The sequence below is a fragment of the Stenotrophomonas sp. NPDC077461 genome (assembly GCF_049545475.1).
In the GTDB taxonomy this organism is placed as follows: domain Bacteria; phylum Pseudomonadota; class Gammaproteobacteria; order Xanthomonadales; family Xanthomonadaceae; genus Stenotrophomonas; species Stenotrophomonas nematodicola.
On sequence record NZ_JBMWDO010000013.1, the window covers coordinates 55,165 to 74,269 of the forward strand.

The following is a 19,105-nucleotide window of genomic DNA, read 5'->3' on the forward strand; positions in this document are numbered from 1 at the left end:
GCAGGCCGGCCTTAGGCTGTCAGGATCCGGCCAATGCTGTCGGCGCGCGCGGTGGACCCATGAAAAAGCCGGCGCTGGGCGCCGGCTTGGTCAGTACCGCAGGTTCCGCCAGGCCGCTCAGGCCGTGGCAGCATCCTGTGGGGTGAAGTGCGGCATCGCTGCGGCGGCGCCTTCCTTCTCGGTGGAACGGCCGGCGAACTGGTTGGCGAAGCGCACATGGCGGGCGAACGCGGCGTCCGGGTCCTGGGCGATGGAGGCCACCAGCGCACCGTTGAACGCATCGCCGGCACCGGTGGTGTCCAGCACCTGCACCTGCTCGGCGCCCACCCGGTAGTACGGCTGGGTGTCGCCGCGCAGGTTCTCCTCGGCGTGCGACACGAACACGCCCACCGATCCCAGCGTCACCACCACGGTGCCGTTGCCGACGAGCTTGCGGCACAGCGCATGCAGGCTGGCGCCGTCCAGCGCGGCCACGTCGTTGGCATCCACGCGCTCGCCCACATGGCGGCCGAGCAGGGCGGCGAACTCGGTCTCGTTCGGGGTCAGCACGTCGGCCAGCTTGAGCAGGCCGATGCTGGACGGGGCGTCGGCCGGGGCCACGTTGAGCACGGTGGTGGCACCGGCCTCGCGGGCAATCGCCAGCGCCGCTTCGATGGTCTCCACCGGCGACTCCAGCTGCGCCAGTACCACCTTGGCGCCGCTCAGCAGCGCACGCTGCTGCTCGACGTAGGTGGTGCTCAGGGCGGCATTGGCACCCGGGCCGATCACGATCGTGTTGCGGCCGCGGCTGTCCACGTAGATGCCACCGGTGCCGGTCGGCTCGGTGCTGGCTTCGGCCTGCAGGGTGAAGCCGTCATCAGCGGCCAGGCCACGGGCCATCGCACCGCCGGCATCGTCACCCAGCGCGCACACGAAGGTGGTCGGCGCGCCCGCACGACGTGCGGCGACGGCCTGGTTGAAGCCCTTGCCGCCCGGACCGGTGCTGTAGCGCCCGGCGATGGTCGCGCCCGGGGCCGGGAGCGATTCGCAACGCCACACATGGTCCACATTGAAGGAGCCGACAACGACGACACTGCTACTCATAAAGTCTGTTTCTCAATGAACGGATATCAGCTGAAATGCGTCAGCACGCCGGCGATGGTCGCCGTCATGAAGGTGGCGATGGTACCGCCAAGCACCGCGCGCAGGCCGAACTTCGCCAGATCGTGGCGACGCTCGGGGGCCAGACCACCAATACCACCGATCTGGATTGCGATCGAGCTGAAGTTGGCGAAGCCGCACAGCGCATAGGTGGCGATCAGGCGTCCTTCGGCCGACAGGGTCATCCCCGGCACCTGGCCGTTCACGATCTCCGACAGCTTGGAGTACGCGACGAACTCGTTGATGACCACCTTCTGACCGATCAGCGACCCCACGGTGGTGGCATCGGCCCACGGGGTACCGATCACCCAGGCGATCGGGGCCAGCAGGTAGCCGAAGATGGTCGACAGGTCGGTCGGACGGCCGATCATCGCCTGCAGGCCGGAGATTTCGCCGAACCAGGTCAGCGGCGCATTGAGCAGGGCGATCAGGGCAATGAAGGCCAGCAGCATCGCGCCGATGTTCAGCGCCAGCTTCAGGCCGTCGCCGGCGCCGGCCGCCGCCGCATCGATGATGTTGCTGGAGGTCTTCTCCACTTCCATCTTGACGGTGCCGCGGGTCAGCGGGGTGCCGGTTTCGGGCACCAGCAGCTTGGCCACCACCAGGGTTGCCGGCGCGGCCATGATGCTCGCCGCCAGCAGGTGCTTGGCGTAGAAGGCCTGCTGCACCGGATCGTTGCCGCCGAGCATGCCCACGTACGCAGCCAGCACGCCACCGGCGATGTGCGCCATGCCGCCGATCATCATCGTGATCAGTTCGGACTGGGTCATCTTGGCGATGTAGGGGCGGACCGTCAGCGGCGCCTCGGTCTGGCCGATGAAGACGCTGGCGCAGACGCTGGTGGTTTCCGCACCGGACACGCGCATGATCTTGGTGATCGCCCAGGCCATGCCGCGCACGATCATCTGCATGATGTTGAGGTGGTACATCACGCCCATCAGCGCCGAGAAGAAGATGATGGTCGGCAGCACCTGGAAGGCGAAGATGAAGCCGAACTTGCTGGTGTCCATCAGGCTGCCGAAGATGAAACCGGAGCCTTCGTTGACGAAGCTCAGGATCTTCACGAAGCCCTTGCCCAGCGCATCGAAGACATCGCGGCCGCCGGGCACCAGCAGCACCACCGCCGCAAAGGCGATCTGCAGCGCGATACCGGTGACCACCAGGCGCCAGTCGACGGCGCGCTTGTTGTTCGAGAACAACCAGGCGATGCCGATCAGCACCACCAACCCGAACAGGCCGAAGCCAATCCTGCCCAAACCTTCGACCATGTGACTTCCCTTGGGGCGCCGCGAAAAACGGGAAGCCTAGAGCAGCGGCAGGGGCGGAGCAAGGAAAAGCGGCGTGCGCGGGCCGATCGGCGCCGATCCGGCCAGCATCGACAAGGGTTTGCGGGCCCGCGCCGGCTACACTAGCAGGCATCGATCCGGCCCGGATGCGGGCCTGCAGCAGGAGAATCGCATGCTCTACCGCCGCCTGGGCTCCACCGGCCTGAAGCTCTCCGCCCTGTCCTTCGGGGCCTGGGTGACTTTCGGGGATCAGATCGCCCGCGACGAGGCCCGCAACCTGATCGCGGCCGCCTGGGACAACGGGATCAACTTCTTCGACAACGCCGAGGGCTATGCGCGCGGGCGGGCCGAGCAGGTGATGGGAGACGTGATCGCCGACCTGCGCCTGCCGCGTGACGGCTTCTGCGTGTCCAGCAAGGTCTTCTTCGGTGCCGTGGATGACCCGCGCCCGACCCAGCATGGCCTGTCGCGCAAACATGTGACCGATGCCTGCCATGCCGCGCTCAAGCGCCTGCGGGTTGACTATCTTGACCTTTATTACTGTCACCGTCCCGATCCGGACACCCCGATCGCCGAGACCGTGCAGGCAATGGACACCCTGATCCGGCAGGGCAAGGTCCTGTACTGGGGCACCTCGGAGTGGTCGGCGGCGCAGATCCAGGAAGCGGTGGATATCGCCCGCGCCGGCCATCTGCACGCCCCCTCGATGGAGCAGCCGCAGTACAACCTGCTGCACCGCGACCGGGTCGAACGCGAGTATGCCCCGCTGTACGCCGATGCCGGGCTGGGGACCACCATCTGGTCACCGTTGGCCTCGGGCCTGCTGACCGGCAAGTACAACGCCGGGGTGGACGCGCAGTCGCGGCTCGGTCAGGCCCAGACCGCCTGGCTGAAGGACCTGGTGCTCGGCGATCCGGCCGAACAGCGGCTGGAAAAGGTGCGCCGCTTTACCGCGCTGGCCGCCCAGCTCGGCCAGTCGCCGGCGCAGCTGGCCATCGCCTGGTGCCTGCGCAACCCCAATGTCTCCAGCGTGATCCTCGGCGCCAGCCGGGTGGGGCAGTTGCAGGAAAACCTGGGCGCGCTGCGGCTGTTCGACACGATGGACGAGACCGTCTGGCAGCAGGTGGACGCCGCTTTCGATTGATAAGATCAATCGAACTCACGGGTTCGATCATTAATGCCATCAATCAAAATGAGAATGGTTGTTGATTGTCAACTGAGAATCATTATCATTTGACTCGTCCCTCGCACGAGTCCAGACGATGATGAACACTCAAGCTGCTGTACTGCTGCGCCCCGAAACGCTCACCCTGCGCGACCGCCCGGTACGCGTGGTGCCGCCCGAAGAAGTGATCGACAGCGAAGCCCTGCTCAAGGGCCGCCGCGAAATCCTGATCCAGCACGGCGACCGCTTCTACCGTCTGCGTCATACCAGCAACGACAAGCTGATCCTGACCAAGTAATGCCGGCGCCGTCCACGCGGGCCTGCCCCTCCCCCCGGGCCCGCGCTGCTCCTGCTCTCTCCCCCTCGACACCTCGCCGGCGGCTCCGGTCGATGGCGTGGGTCGGGGGTCTCCTTCTGCACCCCGCCGCTTCCCGCCACCCCATGACGATCCGACCGACTGCCCTGAGCGCCGCCTTGTGGCTGGCGCTGCCGATGGCCGCGCATGCCGATGCCGACGCCGCCCCCTCTTCCGTCAACGACGCGCGCGAGTTCGATCGCGTGCAGGTCACCGCCACGCGCACCGAGCGCGCGCTGAGCGACGTGGCCGCCACCGTCGATGTCATCGACCGCGAGCAGCTGGACAACCACCTGGCGCAGAACATCAAGGATCTGGTCCGCTACGAGCCCGGCGTGTCGGTCACCAGCAGCCCGGCCCGCTTCGGACTGGGCGGCTTCCGGATCCGTGGCCTGGACGGCAACCGCGTGCTGATCCAGACCGATGGCATCGCCATGCCGAAGGCGTTCGACATCGGCAGCTTCGCCGACGCCAACCGCAACTTCACGGATCTGGAAACCCTCAAGCGGGTCGAGATCGTGCGCGGTCCGGCGAGCTCGCTGTATGGCTCCGACGCGCTGGGCGGCGTGGTCGCGTTCGTCACCAAGGACCCGGCCGACTACCTCAAGGACGGCAGGAACAGCTACGTCGGCCTGAAGTTCGGCTATGACGGCGACTGGCAGGGCCTGCTTGGCAGCGCCACCACCGCCTTCGGCGGCGACCACTGGAGCGGCATGGTCAACGTCAATCATCGCCAGGGCCAGGAAACCCAGAGCAACGGCGATGTCCGCAGCAACGACCGCACCCGCACCGCGGCCAACCCGCAGGACCGCGATGGCCGCAGCGTGCTGAGCAAGCTGGTGTATGCCCCCAGCGATACCCAGCGCTTCAAGCTCACGGTGGAAGGCAACGAAGACAGCGTGGACACCAACGTGCTGTCGGCGATCGACCACACCACCACCACCGGCATGAAGGCCCGCGACCACCAGACCCGTGCGCGCGTGTCGTTCCGCCACGAGCTGGACGACGTCGGCATGGGCGTCGCCGACAGCGTGTCGTGGCAGGTGTACCGTCAGGACAGCGAGACCACCCAGCGCACCGATGAGAACCGCGCCAACCGCACCACGCGCCACCGCGAGTTCAACTTCGACCAGCGTGTGTACGGCCTGCAGGCGGTGTTCCACAAGGGCCTGGAAACCGGCGCGGTCGAGCATGCGCTGACCTACGGCTTCGATGGCGCGTGGACCGAAACCCGCCAGAAGCGCGATGGCTATCAGGTCCTCGCCAACGGGGCGATCAGCACCACGATCCTGCCCGACGCCTTCCCGGTGCGTGATTTCCCGATCAGCAGGACCACCGAGCTGGGCCTGTACGCGCAGGATGAAATGCGTTTCGCCGACGGCCGTGTCTCGCTGGTGCCGGGCGTGCGCGTGGACCACTACGAGCTGCGCCCGGAGGTGGACGGCATCTTCGGTGCCGACAACCCCGGCATGGCCGTGTCCGGCCTGACCAAGACCAGCGTGTCGCCGAAGCTGGGCATGGTCTGGCGCTTCGCCGACCAGTGGTCGCTGTTCGCCGGCTATGCGCACGGCTTCCGCTCGCCGCCGTACAACGACGTCAACCTGGGCTTCACCAACGTGATGTTCGGTTACACCGCCATTCCCAATCCGGACCTCAAGCCGGAAACCAGCGATGGACTGGAGCTGGGTGTGCGTTTCATCGCCCCGGCCGCCTACGTGAGCCTGAGCGGGTACTACAACGACTACAAGGACTTCATCGAGTCCCAGCGCCAGGTCGGCATCAACGCCCAGGGCCTGATCGTGTTCCAGTCGCAGAACGTGGCCGATGCGGACATCTACGGGGCAGAGCTGAAGGCTGGCGTCGATTTCGGCGAGCTGAGCACGGCGCTGGCCGGCTGGTCGCTCAACGGGTCGGTGGCCTGGTCGCGTGGCCAGAACAAGACCGAAGATGTGCCGCTGGAATCCATCGACCCGCTGCGCGGCACGCTCGGCATCGCGTTCGACCGCGATACCTGGGGCGTGGAGCTGGCCGGTACCTTCGCCAGGCGCAAGGATCGCCTGCCGCCGGCGGTCGGTACTGTCGCGCCCTTCGCGCCGGCGGGGTATGGCGTGCTCGACCTGATGGCGCACTGGACCGTTGCGCCCGGTGCCAAGCTCAACGTGGGCGTGTTCAATCTGGGCGACCGCACCTACATCGACTACTCGGGTATCACCTCGACGCTGGCGACCAACAGTACAGTGATCGACCGTTTCACCAACCCCGGCCGCACCGTGTCGGCCAGTCTTGCCGTGAGCTGGTAGCCGCCATGAGCCGAGCCCTGTCCGCCTTCCGTCCCCTGGCCCACGCACTGCCCGCCAGGGCCTTGCCCACGCCGGGACAACTCGCGGCACTGGGCACGGTACTGTGCCTGTACCGACCCGACAGCAGCGAACTGGGCGGCTGGAAGCGGGCGGTTTCCGCCCACGCCTGCCAAGGCATGGACAGTGAAGGCATCCGCGAAAGCCTGTGCTTCGTCGATGTCCGCGGCCGCTGCTGCTGGCGTCTGTATCTGCTGCCCGACAGCGACTATCTGGCCTGGGACCGGCTGGTGGGTGCCTTCCCGGCACGGCCGGAGCCGATCAGCGATGGCGGCGTGGCCGAGCGCCTGTGGCGCCGCCTGGCGGTACGTCTTGGCGGCGAGCCGTGGCGCATGTGCGCGCTGCGCCTGCACGCGGCCGAGGAGGGCCTCGGCCTGGCGGCCAGCCTGGCCCCGCTGTCGTCGCTGGGTGCGGGTATCGCCCGCCACATCGCCGATGTCGAAGGCGCCGAAGGCGAGCTGTGGGTCGATGACTGCTGCTGCGCCACCGCCGCCCGCCACGGGCCGCGCGCCGATCCCGCCGATCCGCCGTTGATCCGGTTGTAATCCACCTTGCAAGCCACTCCAGAAGGGACCTCCAGATGAAATTCCAGACAGCCGGTGCGTGGCTGCTGCTTGCCGGCAGCGGTGTCGTCCACGCCCAGCCCTCCGACCTGCAGCGCGACCACGACAGCATCCTGGCGATGAAAGGCGAGTACATCGTCGATTTCGCCTTCGATGAGACCGTGCTGCTCAAGCCCGGCTACGAGCGCGCGCCGGCTGTGCGCAGCGGCGGCAATGAAGTGGTGATCGTGGTTGAGGACTCCCCCCGGCGCATCGTCCTGCAGCATCTGCTGGTGGACGGCAAGAGCGGCCACGTGACCAAGCACTGGCGCCAGGACTGGGTGTACGAAGCGCCGCACCGGTTCGAATTCAGCGCCGACCAGACCTGGCAGGTGCGCACGATTCCGACCGCGGTCAACGCCGGTGCATGGACGCAGTGTGTCTATGAAGTCAGCGATGCGCCGCGTTACTGCGGCACCGGCAGGTGGGCCTACGACAATGGCGTGGCGACCTGGACCAGCGACCTGAGCTGGCGCCCGCTGCCGCGTCGTGAGTACACCCGACGCAGCGACTACAACGCGCTGGCCGTGGTCAACCGCCACACGCTGACCCCGAAGGGCTGGACCCACGAGCAGTTCAACACCAAGATCCTGCGCGGTGCCGATGGCAGCCAGCAGGAGATCGCGCGCGAGTTCGGTTTCAACGACTACAACCGGACCACCGACGTCGATTTCAAACCGGCCTACGACTACTGGACCGCCACCGCCGGCTACTGGGCCAGCGTGCGCCAGCGCTGGGACGGTTTCCTTGTGAAGGCACCGGGCGTGCACCTGAAGACCACGCTGGACGGCATGGCGATGATCATCCCGCTGTTCACCCAGGCCCAGGACATCCAGGACGGCAGGAAGGTCAAGGACGCCGAGATCGACAAGGTGTTCACCCAGTGGGTCGAAACGGCCCCGGCCGAGGCCGCCCGCTGAGCCGTGCGGGGCAGGGGCACGGGCTGCGCGCAAAGCCGACCGCAGCCCTCGTAGAGCCGGGCTCTGCCCGGCTGTTATCCGCTCCGCGGCCGATACCCCAAGGCGCGCTGCGCGCGCAGCCGGCCAACGGTCGGCTTGCAGCCCCCTCGTAGAGCCGAGCTCTGCTCGGCTGCTCTCCGTTCCGCGGCCGATAGTTACCCAGGCGCGCTGCGCGCGCAGCCGGGCAACGGTCGGCTTGCAGCCCCCTCGTAGAGCCGAGCTCTGCTCGGCTGCTCTCCGTTCCGCGGCCGATACCCCCAGGCGCGCTGCGCGCGCAGCCGGGCAGAGCCCGGCTCTACGGGTTGGCGGCCGATAATTACCCAGGCGCGCTGCGCGTAGCAGGCCAACGGTCGGCTTGCAGCCCCCTCGTAGAGCCGAGCTCTGCTCGGCTGCTCTCCTCTCCGCGGCCGATACCCCCAAAGCGCGCTGCGCGCGCAGCCGGGCAGAGCCCGGCGCTACGGGGTGGCGGCCGAGACGGCCCGTCCTATTCCTTGAACATCAGCAGCGCGGCGATCACGATCAGGCAGAACGCCGCATAGTGGTTCCACTTCAACGGCTGCTCCAGGTACACCGCCGAGAACACCGCGAACACCACGAGTGTGATCACCTCCTGCATGCCCTTGAGCTGGGGGGCCGAATACACCGCGCTGCCCAGCCGGTTGCCCGGCACCTGCAGGCAGTACTCGAAGAACGCGATGCCCCAGCTGACCAGAATCACCGTCATCAGCGGCGCGCTTTTGTACTTGAGGTGCCCGTACCAGGCGAAGGTCATGAAGATGTTGCTGCCCAACAGCAGCAACACGGGGTACAGATAGGCGGTGAATGACGTGCCGGGCATCCGGGCGATCTCTGGGAACGGGGGCGCGCAGGATACCGGGCGCGGCGGCAGCAGTGTGTCAGCATGCGGCCGCCGCGCCGGTTGGCCGGTCAGGCCTCCCGCAATGCCAGCGCCGGTGGGGTGCGCAGGATGCGCCGCGTGCCCAGCCAGCCCGACGCCATGCTCAGCAGCACGCCCAGCGCGCCGCCCACCAGCAGCGGCCCCCACGGCGGGCTCAGCTGCAGCTCGAACACCTGGCGCGCCACCACACTGCCCAGCACCGCCGCCGTCGCGACCGCCAGCAGCGCCGACAGCAGCCCCAGCAGCCCGAACTCCACCAGCACCGCCCCACGCAGCTGGGAACGGGTCGCTCCCAGCGTGCGCAGCACGGCGCTGTCATAGCGGCGTTCGCCGGCCGTGGCCTGGAGCGCCGCCAGCAGCACCAGCAGCCCGGCCAGCAGGCTGAAACCCATCACCAGTTGCACCGCCTGGGTCACCCGATCGACCACCTCGCGCACGCGCTCGAGAATGCCATCGATGTCCAGCAGCGAGATGTTGGGATGCTCCCGGGTCAGGCCCGCCAGCGCCGGCGCCTGCGCGCGCGGCAGATGGAACGCGGTGATCAGGTTGTACGGCGCATCGCCCACCGCGCCCTCGTTGAGCAGCAGGAAGAAATTGACCCGGAACGAATCCCAGTCGGCCTTGCGGATGCTGGTGATGGTGAACCGGCGTTCCTGTTCGCCCATCTGCAGCGTCACCGTATCGCCCAGTTTCATGCCATAGCGCTCGGCCCAGCCCTGCTCGATCGATGCCTCCGCCGCCGTGCTCCCGACGGCCCAGAAACGCCCCTCCAGCAGCTGGTTGGCTGGCGGGAAATCGCGCCGCCAGGAGAAGTTGACCGGGCGGTTGGCATCGTCGTCGTCGTTGCTGTTGTCCTCGCGCTGCTGCCGCTGCGGCGCGCGGTCGTTGACGGCCAGCAGGCGGCCGGTGCTGAACGGCTCGATGCCCGGCGCCATCACGCCCAGCTCCTGCAGGGTCGCCAGCACGGCCGCGCGTTGCCCGGGCTGGATGTTCATCAGGAAATAATTGGGCGTATCGCTGGGCAGGCGGTCGCGCCACTGTGCCAGCAGGCCCGGGCCCACCACCGACAGCAGCAGCAACGCGCACAGCGACAGCGACAGCCCCACCAACTGCATCACTGCAAGCCCGCGGCGCCGGGTCAGCGCCGCCACCCCGAGCTTCCAGCGCCCACGCAGGCGGCCCTGCAGGCCACGCAGCAGCCACAGCAGCAGCGCGCCCACGCCGCCCGCGAGCGCGGCCAGCGCCGCCAGTCCGCCAAGCACCCAGGCCGCCAGGCGCACATCACCGGTGGCCTGTACGGTCAGCGCCACCGTGGCGGCCAGCGCCGCCAGGTAGACCAGCAACGAGCTCGGGGGCAGTGCGGCGAAACTGCGGTTGAGCACGCGCATCGGCGGCACCCCGCGCAGCCGCAGCAGCGGCGGCAGGCCGAAGCCGAGCAGCAGCACCAGGCCGATGCCGGCACCGCTCAACGCGGGCGTCGCCTGCGGCAGGGGCAGGCGGTTGGGCACCAGCCCGCCCAGTGCCTGCACCAGCCCGGCCTGCGCGGCCAGCCCCAGACCGATGCCGGCCAGACAGGCCGGGATGGCCAGCATCACCAACTGCAGCGCCATCGCGGCCAGGATGTCGCGCTGGCGCGCGCCGAGGCAGCGCAGGATGGCCACCTGGTCGATCCGGCGCATCGCAAAGCGGTTGGCCGCCAGGGCCGTGGCCACGCCGGCCAGCAGCACCGCCAGCAGGGCGGCCAGCGACAGGAAGCGGCCCGCGAGGTCAAACGCGCCGCGGACGCCACGCTGGGTATCGGCGATGCCGACGATGCGGTAGCCCTTGGCCTGCGGCGCCAGCCATGCACGGAAGTCGGCGATCACCTCGGGCGGCCCGGCGAACATCATGCGGTAGGAGGCGCGGCTGCCGGGACCGAGCAGGCCGGCACGGTCGACATCGACACGGTTGACCAGCAGCGGCGGCGACAACTGCATCAGCTCGCCGGACGTGTCCGGCTCGGCCTGCAGCACGCGGGTGACTGTGAGGGTCCCGGCGCCGAACTCCAGCGCATCGCCGATTTTCAGCCCCAGTGCCTGCATCAGCCGAGGATCGGCGTAGGCCTCTCCCGGTGGCGGCGTGCCGGCGGTTTCGCTGGCGGCATCGTGCAGGGCACGTCCAACGCGCAGCTCGCCGCGCAGCGGATAGCCCGCGCTGACCGCCTTGATGTTGGCCATCTGGCTGTCGTCGCCGTGGAACAGCACGCTGGGGAAACTGACCATGCGGGTGCTCGCCAGCCCGCGCGTGCGCGCGGCGTCGGCAAACCGCGCCGGCACGTCCTCACGTGCGCTCAGCCCGAGGTCGCCCCCGAGCATCTCGGCGGCACTGCTGGTCAGGGCCAGCGTGACCCGGTTGACCAGGGTGCCGACTGCGGTCATGACCGCCACGCCGAGCACCAGCGCGGCGAACACGGTCAGCAGGTCACCGGCGAGAAACTCGCGGCGCAGCGCCCGCGCGGCATGACGGATGACATTCATGCCGGCGTGCCGACGGACGCGTCGACCAGACGGCCGCCATCCAGGCGGTAGATGCGCTCGCACCGCTGGGCCAGGCGCAGATCGTGGGTGACCAGCACCAGCGTGGTGTCGCTGCTGGCGTTGAGCGCGAACAGCAGGTCGCTGATCTGCTGGCCGGTGGCCTGGTCCAGGCTGCCGGTGGGCTCGTCGGCGAACAGGATGCGCGGGCGTGCAACGAACGCGCGCGCCAGCGCCACGCGCTGCTGCTCGCCACCGGAGAGCTGGCGCGGATAGTGGCGCGCACGGTGGCCGAGGCCGACCTGCTCGAGTACTTCGCGCACCCGCGCCGCATCCTCGCGCCCGGCCAGCTCCAGCGGCAGGGCGATGTTCTCTTCGGCGGTCAGCGCCGGCAACAGGTGGAAGCTCTGGAACACGAAGCCGACCTCGCGCGCGCGCAGCTGCGCGCGGGCTTCCTCGTCCAGCGTGTCCAGCGATTCCCCGGCCAGGGTGATGCGGCCACGGCTGGGCAGGTCCAGCCCGGCGAGCAGGCCGAGCAGGGTGGTCTTGCCGGAACCTGAAGCGCCGACGATCGCCACGCTCTCGCCTTCATGGACGGTCATGCCGATGTTGTCCAGTATGTGGACTTCACCCTCCGGGCCACGGGCGGATTTGCCGACATCGTGGGCGGAAATGGCGACGGGCGCGCTGCGGGGGGACAGGCTGTCGATGAGGATTCTCCAATGTACCGAGCGAAGTGGAAGCGGCATCAGGCCGGGTGGATCGTGGTGCTGGCAGCATTGCTGTGGTGGCCGCTGCTGGCGTGTGCCAAAGGTCCGGAACCCCGCCATGCGGTGCTGGTGGTCGGGGACAGCCTCAGTGCCGCCCACAATATCCCGGCGGCCTCGGGCTGGGTGAACCTGCTTCAGCAGCGGGTCAACCAACAGATCAAACCGCCGCCGGCGATCATCAATGCCAGCATCAGCGGTGAAACCTCCTCCGGGGCGCTGACCCGGCTGCCGGGCCTGCTGCAGAAGCACCGGCCCTCGGTGGTGGTGATCGAACTGGGCGGCAACGATGCCCTGCGCGGGCTGACCCCCGCCCAGCTGCGCGGCAATCTGGAGAAGATGATCCTGGCCAGCCAGGCGGCCGGGGCCAACGTGCTGCTGCTGGGCATCGACGTGCCGCCCAACTACGGCCCGGCCTACCGGCAGCGGCTCAAGCAGGTCTATGCCGATCTGGCGCGGCAGCACAAAGTGGCGCTGCTGCCGTTCCTGCTGGAGGGGGTGGCGCTGCAGCCCGGATCGATGCAGGCCGACGGTCTGCATCCCACCGCTGCCGCGCAACCCCGGGTGCTGGACAACGTCTGGCCCCTGCTGAGACCCCTGCTCTGATTGTGTCGTGACCGGCTTCACACGGCGTCCACCGCCCATGCGGCATGTTTCACAAAGCTGAAGAAAGAGGGACTCTCATGCGTCAGACAAAGGAAACCGCCGGCCTGGTGCTGGTGGTCGAAGACAACCGCAACATCTCCGAGATGATCGGTGAATACCTGGAAGGCCGCGGCTTCGAGGTCGACTACGCCCAGGACGGGCTGGACGGCTATCGCCTGGCAGCGGAAAACAGCTATGACGTGGTCGTGCTGGACCTGATGCTGCCGCGTCTGGACGGCATCGAAGTCTGCCGCCGGCTGCGCAACGACGCCCGCAAGTCCACCCCGGTGTTGATGCTCACCGCGCGCGACACGCTCGATGACAAGCTGACCGGTCTGGGCTTTGGCGCCGACGATTACCTGACCAAACCCTTCGCCATCCAGGAACTGGAAGCGCGGTTGCGCGCCCTGATCCGCCGCGAGCGCCGGCAGGTGGGCTCGGAAGTGCTGAAGGTCGCCGACCTGGTGCTCGATCCGGTCAGCATGCGCGCCACGCGTGCGGGCACCGAGCTGCAGCTGTCGCCGATCGGCCTGCGTCTGCTCACGATCCTGATGCGCGAGTCGCCCCGGGTGGTGACGCGCCAGGAAATCGAGCGCGAGATCTGGGGCAACGGTCTGCCGGATTCGGACACCCTGCGCAGCCATCTGTACAACCTGCGCAAGATCATCGACAAGCCGTTCGATCGCCCGCTGCTGCACACGGTGCAGAGTGCGGGCTACCGGATTGCCGATATCGCCCAGCCGATGAGCTGAGCGCATCGCGTGACGACAGTATGACCGAGTGGGCCCTGCGGGGCCCTGGGACCCTCGACGACCTGGCACCTTCCCGGTCGTCCGGGTTCCTTGCACGATGGAATCACGGCGCGCTTTCCTATAATCGCGGCGAACCGCCCTGGACCCCGTAATGCCGCACGGTCTGCCGCGCAAGATACGTATCGTCTTCATCCTCCAAGCCGTGCTGGCCAGTCTGGGCATCCTGCTGGGCGCATGGCTGGTGTCGCTGGTCATCAAGCACAGCCTGGTCAGCAGCGCGTTGCGCGAGGAAGCCGCCTATTTCTGGCAGCTCCACGACGCCTCGCCGGCGCAACCGCCGCCGAACACCCAGAACATCCGCGGTTATCTGCTGGAGGCGGGGCAGTCCAGCCTGAGCCTGCCGGCCAACCTGCGCACGCTGGGGCCGGGGTTCCACGAGCTGAAGGACGACGACCAGCTGGTCCTGGTCGATGCCCGCGAGGAGGGCCAGCTGTACCTGGTGTTCCTGCGCTCGCGCGCGGAGATGCTGGCCTTCTGGTTCGGCATCGTGCCGGTGCTGCTGACCCTGCTGGCGGTGTACGGCGCGTCCTGGATCACCTACCGGGCCTCCAAACGGCTGGTGTCGCCGGTGAACTGGCTGGCGCGGCGGGTCTCGCGCTGGGACCCCGGGCATCCGGAAGCGGCGGACCTGGCGGCGGACAAGCTGCCGGCGGACATGCAGGGTGAAACCCGGCAGCTCGCGGCCGCGCTGCATTCGCTGGCCACGCGGGTCAGTGCGCATGTGGCGCGCGAGCGCAACTTCACCCGCGATGCCAGTCACGAGCTGCGCACGCCGCTGACCGTGATCCGCGTCGCCAGCGACATGGCCCTGGGCGATGCGGAGATGACTCCGCGCCTGCGTCGCGGCCTGCAGCGCATCCAGCGCGCCGGGCGGGACATGGAGGCGGTGATCGACGCGTTCCTGATCCTTGCGCGCGAGGCGGACGTGGAGCCGCAGGTCGAACTGTTCGATGTCAACGACATCGTGCGTTACGAGGTCGACAACGCACGCGAGCTGCTGGCCGGCCGGCCCGTGGAGATCCACATGCACAGCGGAGGCCCGGTGCACCTGCACGCGCCGCCGCGGGTGCTGCAGGTGGTGGTCAGCAATCTGCTGCGCAATGCCTGCAGCTACACCGACGAAGGCAGCATCGAGGTGGACGTCGAGCAGGACCGGGTGGTGGTGCGCGACACCGGCATCGGCATGTCGGCCGACGCCCTGGCCCGCGCCTTCGAGCCGTTCTACCGGGCCGACCCGACCCGCCCGCAGGGCACGGGGCTGGGCCTGTCGATCGTGCGCCGCCTGTGCGACCGGTTCGGCTGGAAGATCACCCTGACCAGCGAACCCGGCGTCGGCACCCAGGCGACGATCGTCTACCGCTGACCTGCGGCAACGCCGGGCGCTGCCGTCATTCGCAGCGTACCTTGGGCGCCAATGCCTCGCGCCAGATCGCATAGCCGTCCGGGGTCATGTGCAGCATGTCCTCGCGGAACAGCGACGCGCGTGGCTGGCCGTCGGCACCCAGCATTGGCGTGTAGATGTCGGTGTAGCCGGTGTTGGGCATCCGGGCCAGCGCCTGCCGGATCAGCCCGTTGGCTTCGATCACCGCCGGCAGCAGCTGCGCGCGCGACGGGCTGGGCTTGATCGAGATCACTTCCACGGTCGTCTTCGGCAGGTCGCGGTGCACGCGCTGCACGAACGCCACCACGTCGTCGCGCACCTGCGCCGGGCTGCGGCCGCTGTTGAGATCGTTGTCACCGGCGTAGAAGAACACCTTGCACGGCGCGTACGGAATCACGATCCGGTCGGCGTACCAGGTGCTGTCGCGCACTTCCGATCCGCCGAAGCCGCGGTTGAACACCTTCTGGCCCGGGAAATCGGCGGCCAGGGTGTCCCACATGCGGATCGAGGAACTGCCGATGAACTCGATTCCGCCGCGCGGCGGCGCCGCCGCCTTGTCGGCGGCGGCGAACTGGTCCATGTCCCCGGCCCAGGCCACGTTGGAGACCTGGGCCGGCACCTGCGGCGCGGCCAGCGCCGGCAGGGCGCAGGCCAGCGCCAGGGCGAGCAGCAGGGGGCGGCGGTACGTCATCGCAATCTCCATTCAGGCAGGGCATTCATCATAGAAGCTCCGCCCGGTTTCCGCCGTGCCCCATCGGGCCATTCCGGGCCTGCGTCCGTGCCGGCAACGGGCTTGTGGCAAAATGACGGATTGACCGCCCATTCAGCGATGCCCATGACTGCCAGCTGTGCGCTGTTACCTCTGTTCCGGCCCACCCCGCGCAGTGGAGTCCGTTGCCGTGGCTGACGAAATGGGGCACATGCCCCGCGGCCCGCGACGCATCTTCAAGGCGGCGGTGTGGTCCTGGCAGGGGCTGCGGGCAGCCTGGCTGCACGAGTCCTCGTTCCGCCTGGAGGTCTACCTGCTGGTGGTGCTCGCACCTCTGGCGCTCTGGCTGGGCCAGACCCCGGTCGAGCGTGCGCTGATGATCGGCTCGATGCTGCTGGTGCTGGCAATGGAGCTGGCCAACTCGGCCATCGAAGCGGTGATCGAACGTTACGGCAGCGAGTTCCATGAGCTGGCCGGGCGCGCCAAGGACATGGGGTCGGCCGCGGTCTTCGTGCTGATGATGAATGTCCTGGTGTGCTGGGGCCTGATCCTGGTACCGCACTTTTTCTGACGCGTCTGCGGCGCGTCATCCCCCCTGTAAGGATGGAAGTCCATGTTCCTTGAGTTGCTGTCCGACCCCAATGTCTGGTTGACCCTGCTGACCCTGAGCGCGCTGGAAATCGTGCTCGGCATCGACAACCTGGTGTTCATCTCGATCGCCGTGAGCAAGCTGCCGGAAGCGCGCCGCCCGTTCGCGCGCAAGCTCGGCATCGCGGTGGCCTGCATCACCCGCATTCTGCTGCTTGTCTCGCTGGCCTACCTGGCACACATGCAGGCCAACCTGTTCACCGTGGCCGGCATGGGCATCTCCATCCGTGACCTGGTCCTGATCGTGGGCGGCCTGTTCCTGATCATCAAGGGCGGCATGGAAATCCGCGAGCTGATCACCGGCGGTGAAGACGAAGATCCCACCACGACCAAGGCCTCGGCCGTGTTCGGCCTGGTGATCGCCCAGATCGCCATCATCGACATCGTGTTCTCGCTGGATTCGGTCATCACCGCCGTCGGCATCGCCGAGCACGTGCCGGTGATGGTCGCCGCGATCCTGCTTTCGGTCGCCGTGATGCTGCTGGCCGCCAACCCGCTGGGCCGCTTCATCGATGCCAACCCGACCGTGAAGATGCTGGCCCTGGCCTTCATCCTGCTGATCGGCGCGGTGCTGATCCTGGATGGCCTGGACGTGCACGTGCCCAAGCCCTACATCTACGCCGCGATGGGCTTCTCGGTGCTGGTGGAATGGCTGAACCTGCTGATGCGCCGCCGCGCCGTGGCCCACAACGTGCCGGGCGCCGGCCAGTGGTGACGGCCGGGTCGGTCCGCCGTGTCGCATCTGGCTGAACACGGCGCACCGACCCCGTTCGTGGCATGCTCCGGACTCCCGTCATCGAGAGCCGGAGCCGGCCATGCGATCGTTCTCCCGACTGTTGTTCCTGGCCGTACTGGCCTCCCTGCTGTCCGGCTGCGGCTACAACGCCATCCAGCAGAAGGATGAGCAGGTCAAGGCCGGCTGGGCCGAAGTGCTCAACCAGTACAAGCGCCGTGCCGACCTGATCCCCAACCTTGTGCAGACCGTGGAAGGCTATGCCAACCAGGAACGCCAGGTGCTGACCGACGTCACCAATGCCCGCGCCCGCGTCGGCCAGGTCAACGTCAACGCCGACGACGCCGACTCGCTCAAGCAGTTCCAGCAGGCGCAGGGCGAACTCAGCGGCGCGTTGTCGCGGCTGCTGGTGGTCACCGAGAACTACCCCAACCTGAAGTCCGACCAGGGCTTCCGCGATCTGCAGGCGCAGCTGGAAGGCACGGAGAACCGCATCACCGTGGCGCGCGGCCGCTACATCCAGATGGTGCAGGACTACAACACCTTCATCCGCCAGTTCCCGCAGGTGATCACGGCCAAGATCTTCGGCTATGCGACCAAGCCGAACTTCACCGTCGAGAACGAGGCGCAGATTTCCCAGCCGCCGGCGGTCAAGTTCGGTTCGCAGGCGCCCGCTCCGGCGCCGGCGCCCGCGCCGCAGACCCCGCAGCCGGCGCACTGAGCCCGTGACCGCGCGCCTGCTGCGCTTCCTGCTGCTGCTCGCCCTGTGCCTGGCGCCGGCGGCGTGGGCCCAGCAGGCGGCGATTCCGCCGTTGACCTCGCCGGTGGTGGACACCACCGGCACCCTGGATGCCGCGCAGACGCAGGCGCTTGAAGCCCAGGCGCTGGCCCTGCAGCAGCGCAAGGGCAGCCAGTTGCAGATCCTGATGGTGCCCAGCACCCAGCCCGAATCGATCGAGCAGTACACCCAGCGCGTGTTCGAGCAGTGGCAGATCGGCCGCAAGGGCGTGGACGACGGCGTGCTGCTGGTAGTGGCCAAAGATGATCGCCGGGTGCGCATCGAACCGGGGTACGGGCTGGAAGGCGCGATTCCCGATGCGATCGCCAATCGCGTGATCCAGGAGTACCTGGCCCCGCAGTTCCGCACCGGCGATTATGCCGGCGGCCTGTCCGCGGCCACCGGCGCGCTGGTCACACTGATCGACGGCGAGGAGCTGCCGGCACCGGTCAGCGACCACCGCGCCACCCGCAACCCGGATGGCGACGGCTGGACCTTTGCCCTGGTGATCGGCTTCTTCGTCGGCAGCGTCCTGCGTGCGCTGTTGAGCGGGGTGCCACGCCCGCTGCGCGGACTGCTGGGCGGTGCCGGCGCGGCAGTCGCCGCGTTCCTGTTCACCTCGCTGTGGCTGGCCAGTGGCCTGGCCGGGCTGGTGGCGCTGTTCATCGGTCTGTCCTCGAGCAAGGCCGGCCGCTTTGCCCGCAGTGGGGGCTGGGGCGGGGGCGGTGGCTTCGGCGGGGGGGGCTGGGGTGGAGGAGGCGGCGGCTTCGGCGGCGGTGGTAGCTGGGGCGGTGGGGGCGGACGTTCAGGAGGCGGTGGCGCCTCGGGAGGCTGGTGATGCGCTGGTGGCGACATCTTTTCTCCCCGTCGGTGCGGCGCGCCTTCCCGCCAGCCCGGCTGCAGGCGATCACCGACGCGATCACGGCCGGCGAACGGCGCCACGGCGGGCAGGTGATGTTTGCCGTGGAAAGCGACCTGCCGCTGATGGCCCTGTGGCACCGGGTCAGCCCGCGCCAGCGCGCCGAAGCCGCCTTTGCCCAGTTGCGCACGTGGGATACCGAGCACAACAACGGCGTGCTGGTGTACCTGCTGCTGGCCGACCACGCGATCGAACTGGTGGCCGACCGTGGCCTGCGCGGGCGGATCGGCCAGGCCCAGTGGCAGGCGATCTGCGCCCACATGCAGGCACGTCTGCGCCAGGGTGAACTGCAGGACGCGGTGCTGCAGGCGATCAACGAAGTGTCCGACCTGCTGGCCGGGCACTATCCGCCCGGCACCGGGTCAAAGGATGACGGTCTGCCCAACACCCCCCAACTGCTCGGTTGAGGTAGCGCGGCCGTACCCCGAGAATAGCCGC

At 68.4% G+C, this 19,105-nt stretch carries 19 protein-coding genes; 13 read left to right on the forward strand and 6 right to left on the reverse strand.

The features are described from left to right. Positions 1-117: 117 nt before the first annotated feature. The gene (locus ACPEH8_RS18260; RefSeq protein ID WP_423667748.1) at positions 118-1,083 is read right to left on the reverse strand and encodes a ribokinase; all 966 of its coding nucleotides are present in this window, start codon (positions 1,081-1,083) and stop codon (positions 118-120) included. A 26-nt stretch (positions 1,084-1,109) separates the two neighbouring features. Beyond that, positions 1,110-2,408 (reverse strand): NupC/NupG family nucleoside CNT transporter, encoded by a 1,299-nt coding sequence (locus ACPEH8_RS18265; protein ID WP_017357218.1) that lies wholly within the window; start codon positions 2,406-2,408, stop codon positions 1,110-1,112. Between the two features lie 190 nt (positions 2,409-2,598). Between ACPEH8_RS18265 and ACPEH8_RS18270 the strand changes: the two genes are divergently transcribed. The 5 genes from ACPEH8_RS18270 (at position 2,599) to ACPEH8_RS18290 (ending at position 7,825) form a co-directional block, all read left to right on the forward strand. Beyond that, entirely contained in the window at positions 2,599-3,570 is a 972-nt protein-coding gene (locus ACPEH8_RS18270) for a potassium channel beta subunit family protein (RefSeq protein ID WP_017357219.1), read from the forward strand. Positions 3,571-3,691: 121 nt separating this feature from the next. Continuing rightward, positions 3,692-3,889 (forward strand): hemin uptake protein HemP, encoded by a 198-nt coding sequence (gene hemP / locus ACPEH8_RS18275; protein ID WP_019182448.1) that lies wholly within the window; start codon positions 3,692-3,694, stop codon positions 3,887-3,889. A gap of 143 nt (positions 3,890-4,032) precedes the next feature. Further along, positions 4,033-6,246, forward strand: coding sequence for a TonB-dependent hemoglobin/transferrin/lactoferrin family receptor (locus ACPEH8_RS18280; protein ID WP_423667751.1), 2,214 nt, complete (start codon positions 4,033-4,035; stop codon positions 6,244-6,246). Positions 6,247-6,251: 5 nt separating this feature from the next. Further along, on the forward strand, positions 6,252-6,848 hold the full coding sequence (locus tag ACPEH8_RS18285) for a Hemin transport protein (RefSeq protein WP_136003702.1): 597 nt from the start codon (positions 6,252-6,254) through the stop codon (positions 6,846-6,848). A 35-nt stretch (positions 6,849-6,883) separates the two neighbouring features. Next, entirely contained in the window at positions 6,884-7,825 is a 942-nt protein-coding gene (locus ACPEH8_RS18290; RefSeq protein WP_166472624.1) for a DUF6607 family protein, read from the forward strand. A gap of 523 nt (positions 7,826-8,348) precedes the next feature. Here ACPEH8_RS18290 and ACPEH8_RS18295 read toward each other — a convergent pair. From ACPEH8_RS18295 to ACPEH8_RS18305, 3 genes are all read right to left on the reverse strand, one after another. After that, positions 8,349-8,702, reverse strand: a complete 354-nt coding sequence (locus ACPEH8_RS18295; RefSeq protein ID WP_136003706.1) for a DMT family protein — start codon at positions 8,700-8,702, stop codon at positions 8,349-8,351. An 89-nt stretch (positions 8,703-8,791) separates the two neighbouring features. Then, entirely contained in the window at positions 8,792-11,278 is a 2,487-nt protein-coding gene (locus ACPEH8_RS18300; protein WP_153164891.1) for an ABC transporter permease, read from the reverse strand. Next, positions 11,275-11,877, reverse strand: a complete 603-nt coding sequence (locus ACPEH8_RS18305; protein WP_017357191.1) for an ABC transporter ATP-binding protein — start codon at positions 11,875-11,877, stop codon at positions 11,275-11,277. The genes ACPEH8_RS18300 and ACPEH8_RS18305 overlap by 4 nt, the downstream gene beginning before the upstream one ends. Positions 11,878-11,997: 120 nt before the next feature. On the opposite strand from ACPEH8_RS18305, the gene ACPEH8_RS18310 reads away from it, so the two are divergent. The 3 genes from ACPEH8_RS18310 to ACPEH8_RS18320 all read left to right on the forward strand — a co-directional run bounded on the left by ACPEH8_RS18310 (position 11,998) and on the right by ACPEH8_RS18320 (position 14,862). After that, entirely contained in the window at positions 11,998-12,648 is a 651-nt protein-coding gene (locus ACPEH8_RS18310) for an arylesterase (protein ID WP_017357190.1), read from the forward strand. 77 nt (positions 12,649-12,725) lie between these two features. After that, positions 12,726-13,439: a response regulator transcription factor gene (locus ACPEH8_RS18315; protein ID WP_017357189.1), complete on the forward strand. Its 714-nt coding sequence runs from the start codon at positions 12,726-12,728 to the stop codon at positions 13,437-13,439. A 151-nt stretch (positions 13,440-13,590) separates the two neighbouring features. Beyond that, positions 13,591-14,862, forward strand: coding sequence for a sensor histidine kinase (locus ACPEH8_RS18320; RefSeq protein WP_136003715.1), 1,272 nt, complete (start codon positions 13,591-13,593; stop codon positions 14,860-14,862). 25 nt (positions 14,863-14,887) lie between these two features. Here the strand turns inward: ACPEH8_RS18320 and ACPEH8_RS18325 are convergent, their stop codons facing one another. After that, on the reverse strand, positions 14,888-15,571 hold the full coding sequence (locus ACPEH8_RS18325) for an SGNH/GDSL hydrolase family protein (protein ID WP_423667754.1): 684 nt from the start codon (positions 15,569-15,571) through the stop codon (positions 14,888-14,890). A gap of 208 nt (positions 15,572-15,779) precedes the next feature. Between ACPEH8_RS18325 and ACPEH8_RS18330 the strand changes: the two genes are divergently transcribed. The 5 genes from ACPEH8_RS18330 (at position 15,780) to ACPEH8_RS18350 (ending at position 19,074) form a co-directional block, all read left to right on the forward strand. Continuing rightward, positions 15,780-16,160, forward strand: a complete 381-nt coding sequence (locus tag ACPEH8_RS18330; RefSeq protein ID WP_153164889.1) for a diacylglycerol kinase — start codon at positions 15,780-15,782, stop codon at positions 16,158-16,160. 42 nt (positions 16,161-16,202) lie between these two features. Next, on the forward strand, positions 16,203-16,952 hold the full coding sequence (locus ACPEH8_RS18335) for a TerC family protein (protein ID WP_017357185.1): 750 nt from the start codon (positions 16,203-16,205) through the stop codon (positions 16,950-16,952). Between the two features lie 100 nt (positions 16,953-17,052). Then, positions 17,053-17,691: a LemA family protein gene (locus ACPEH8_RS18340; protein ID WP_136003723.1), complete on the forward strand. Its 639-nt coding sequence runs from the start codon at positions 17,053-17,055 to the stop codon at positions 17,689-17,691. 4 nt (positions 17,692-17,695) lie between these two features. Beyond that, positions 17,696-18,586: a TPM domain-containing protein gene (locus ACPEH8_RS18345; protein WP_153164887.1), complete on the forward strand. Its 891-nt coding sequence runs from the start codon at positions 17,696-17,698 to the stop codon at positions 18,584-18,586. Beyond that, positions 18,586-19,074 (forward strand): TPM domain-containing protein, encoded by a 489-nt coding sequence (locus tag ACPEH8_RS18350; RefSeq protein ID WP_017356025.1) that lies wholly within the window; start codon positions 18,586-18,588, stop codon positions 19,072-19,074. Before ACPEH8_RS18345 ends, ACPEH8_RS18350 begins: the two co-directional genes overlap by 1 nt. Positions 19,075-19,105 lie beyond the last annotated feature (31 nt).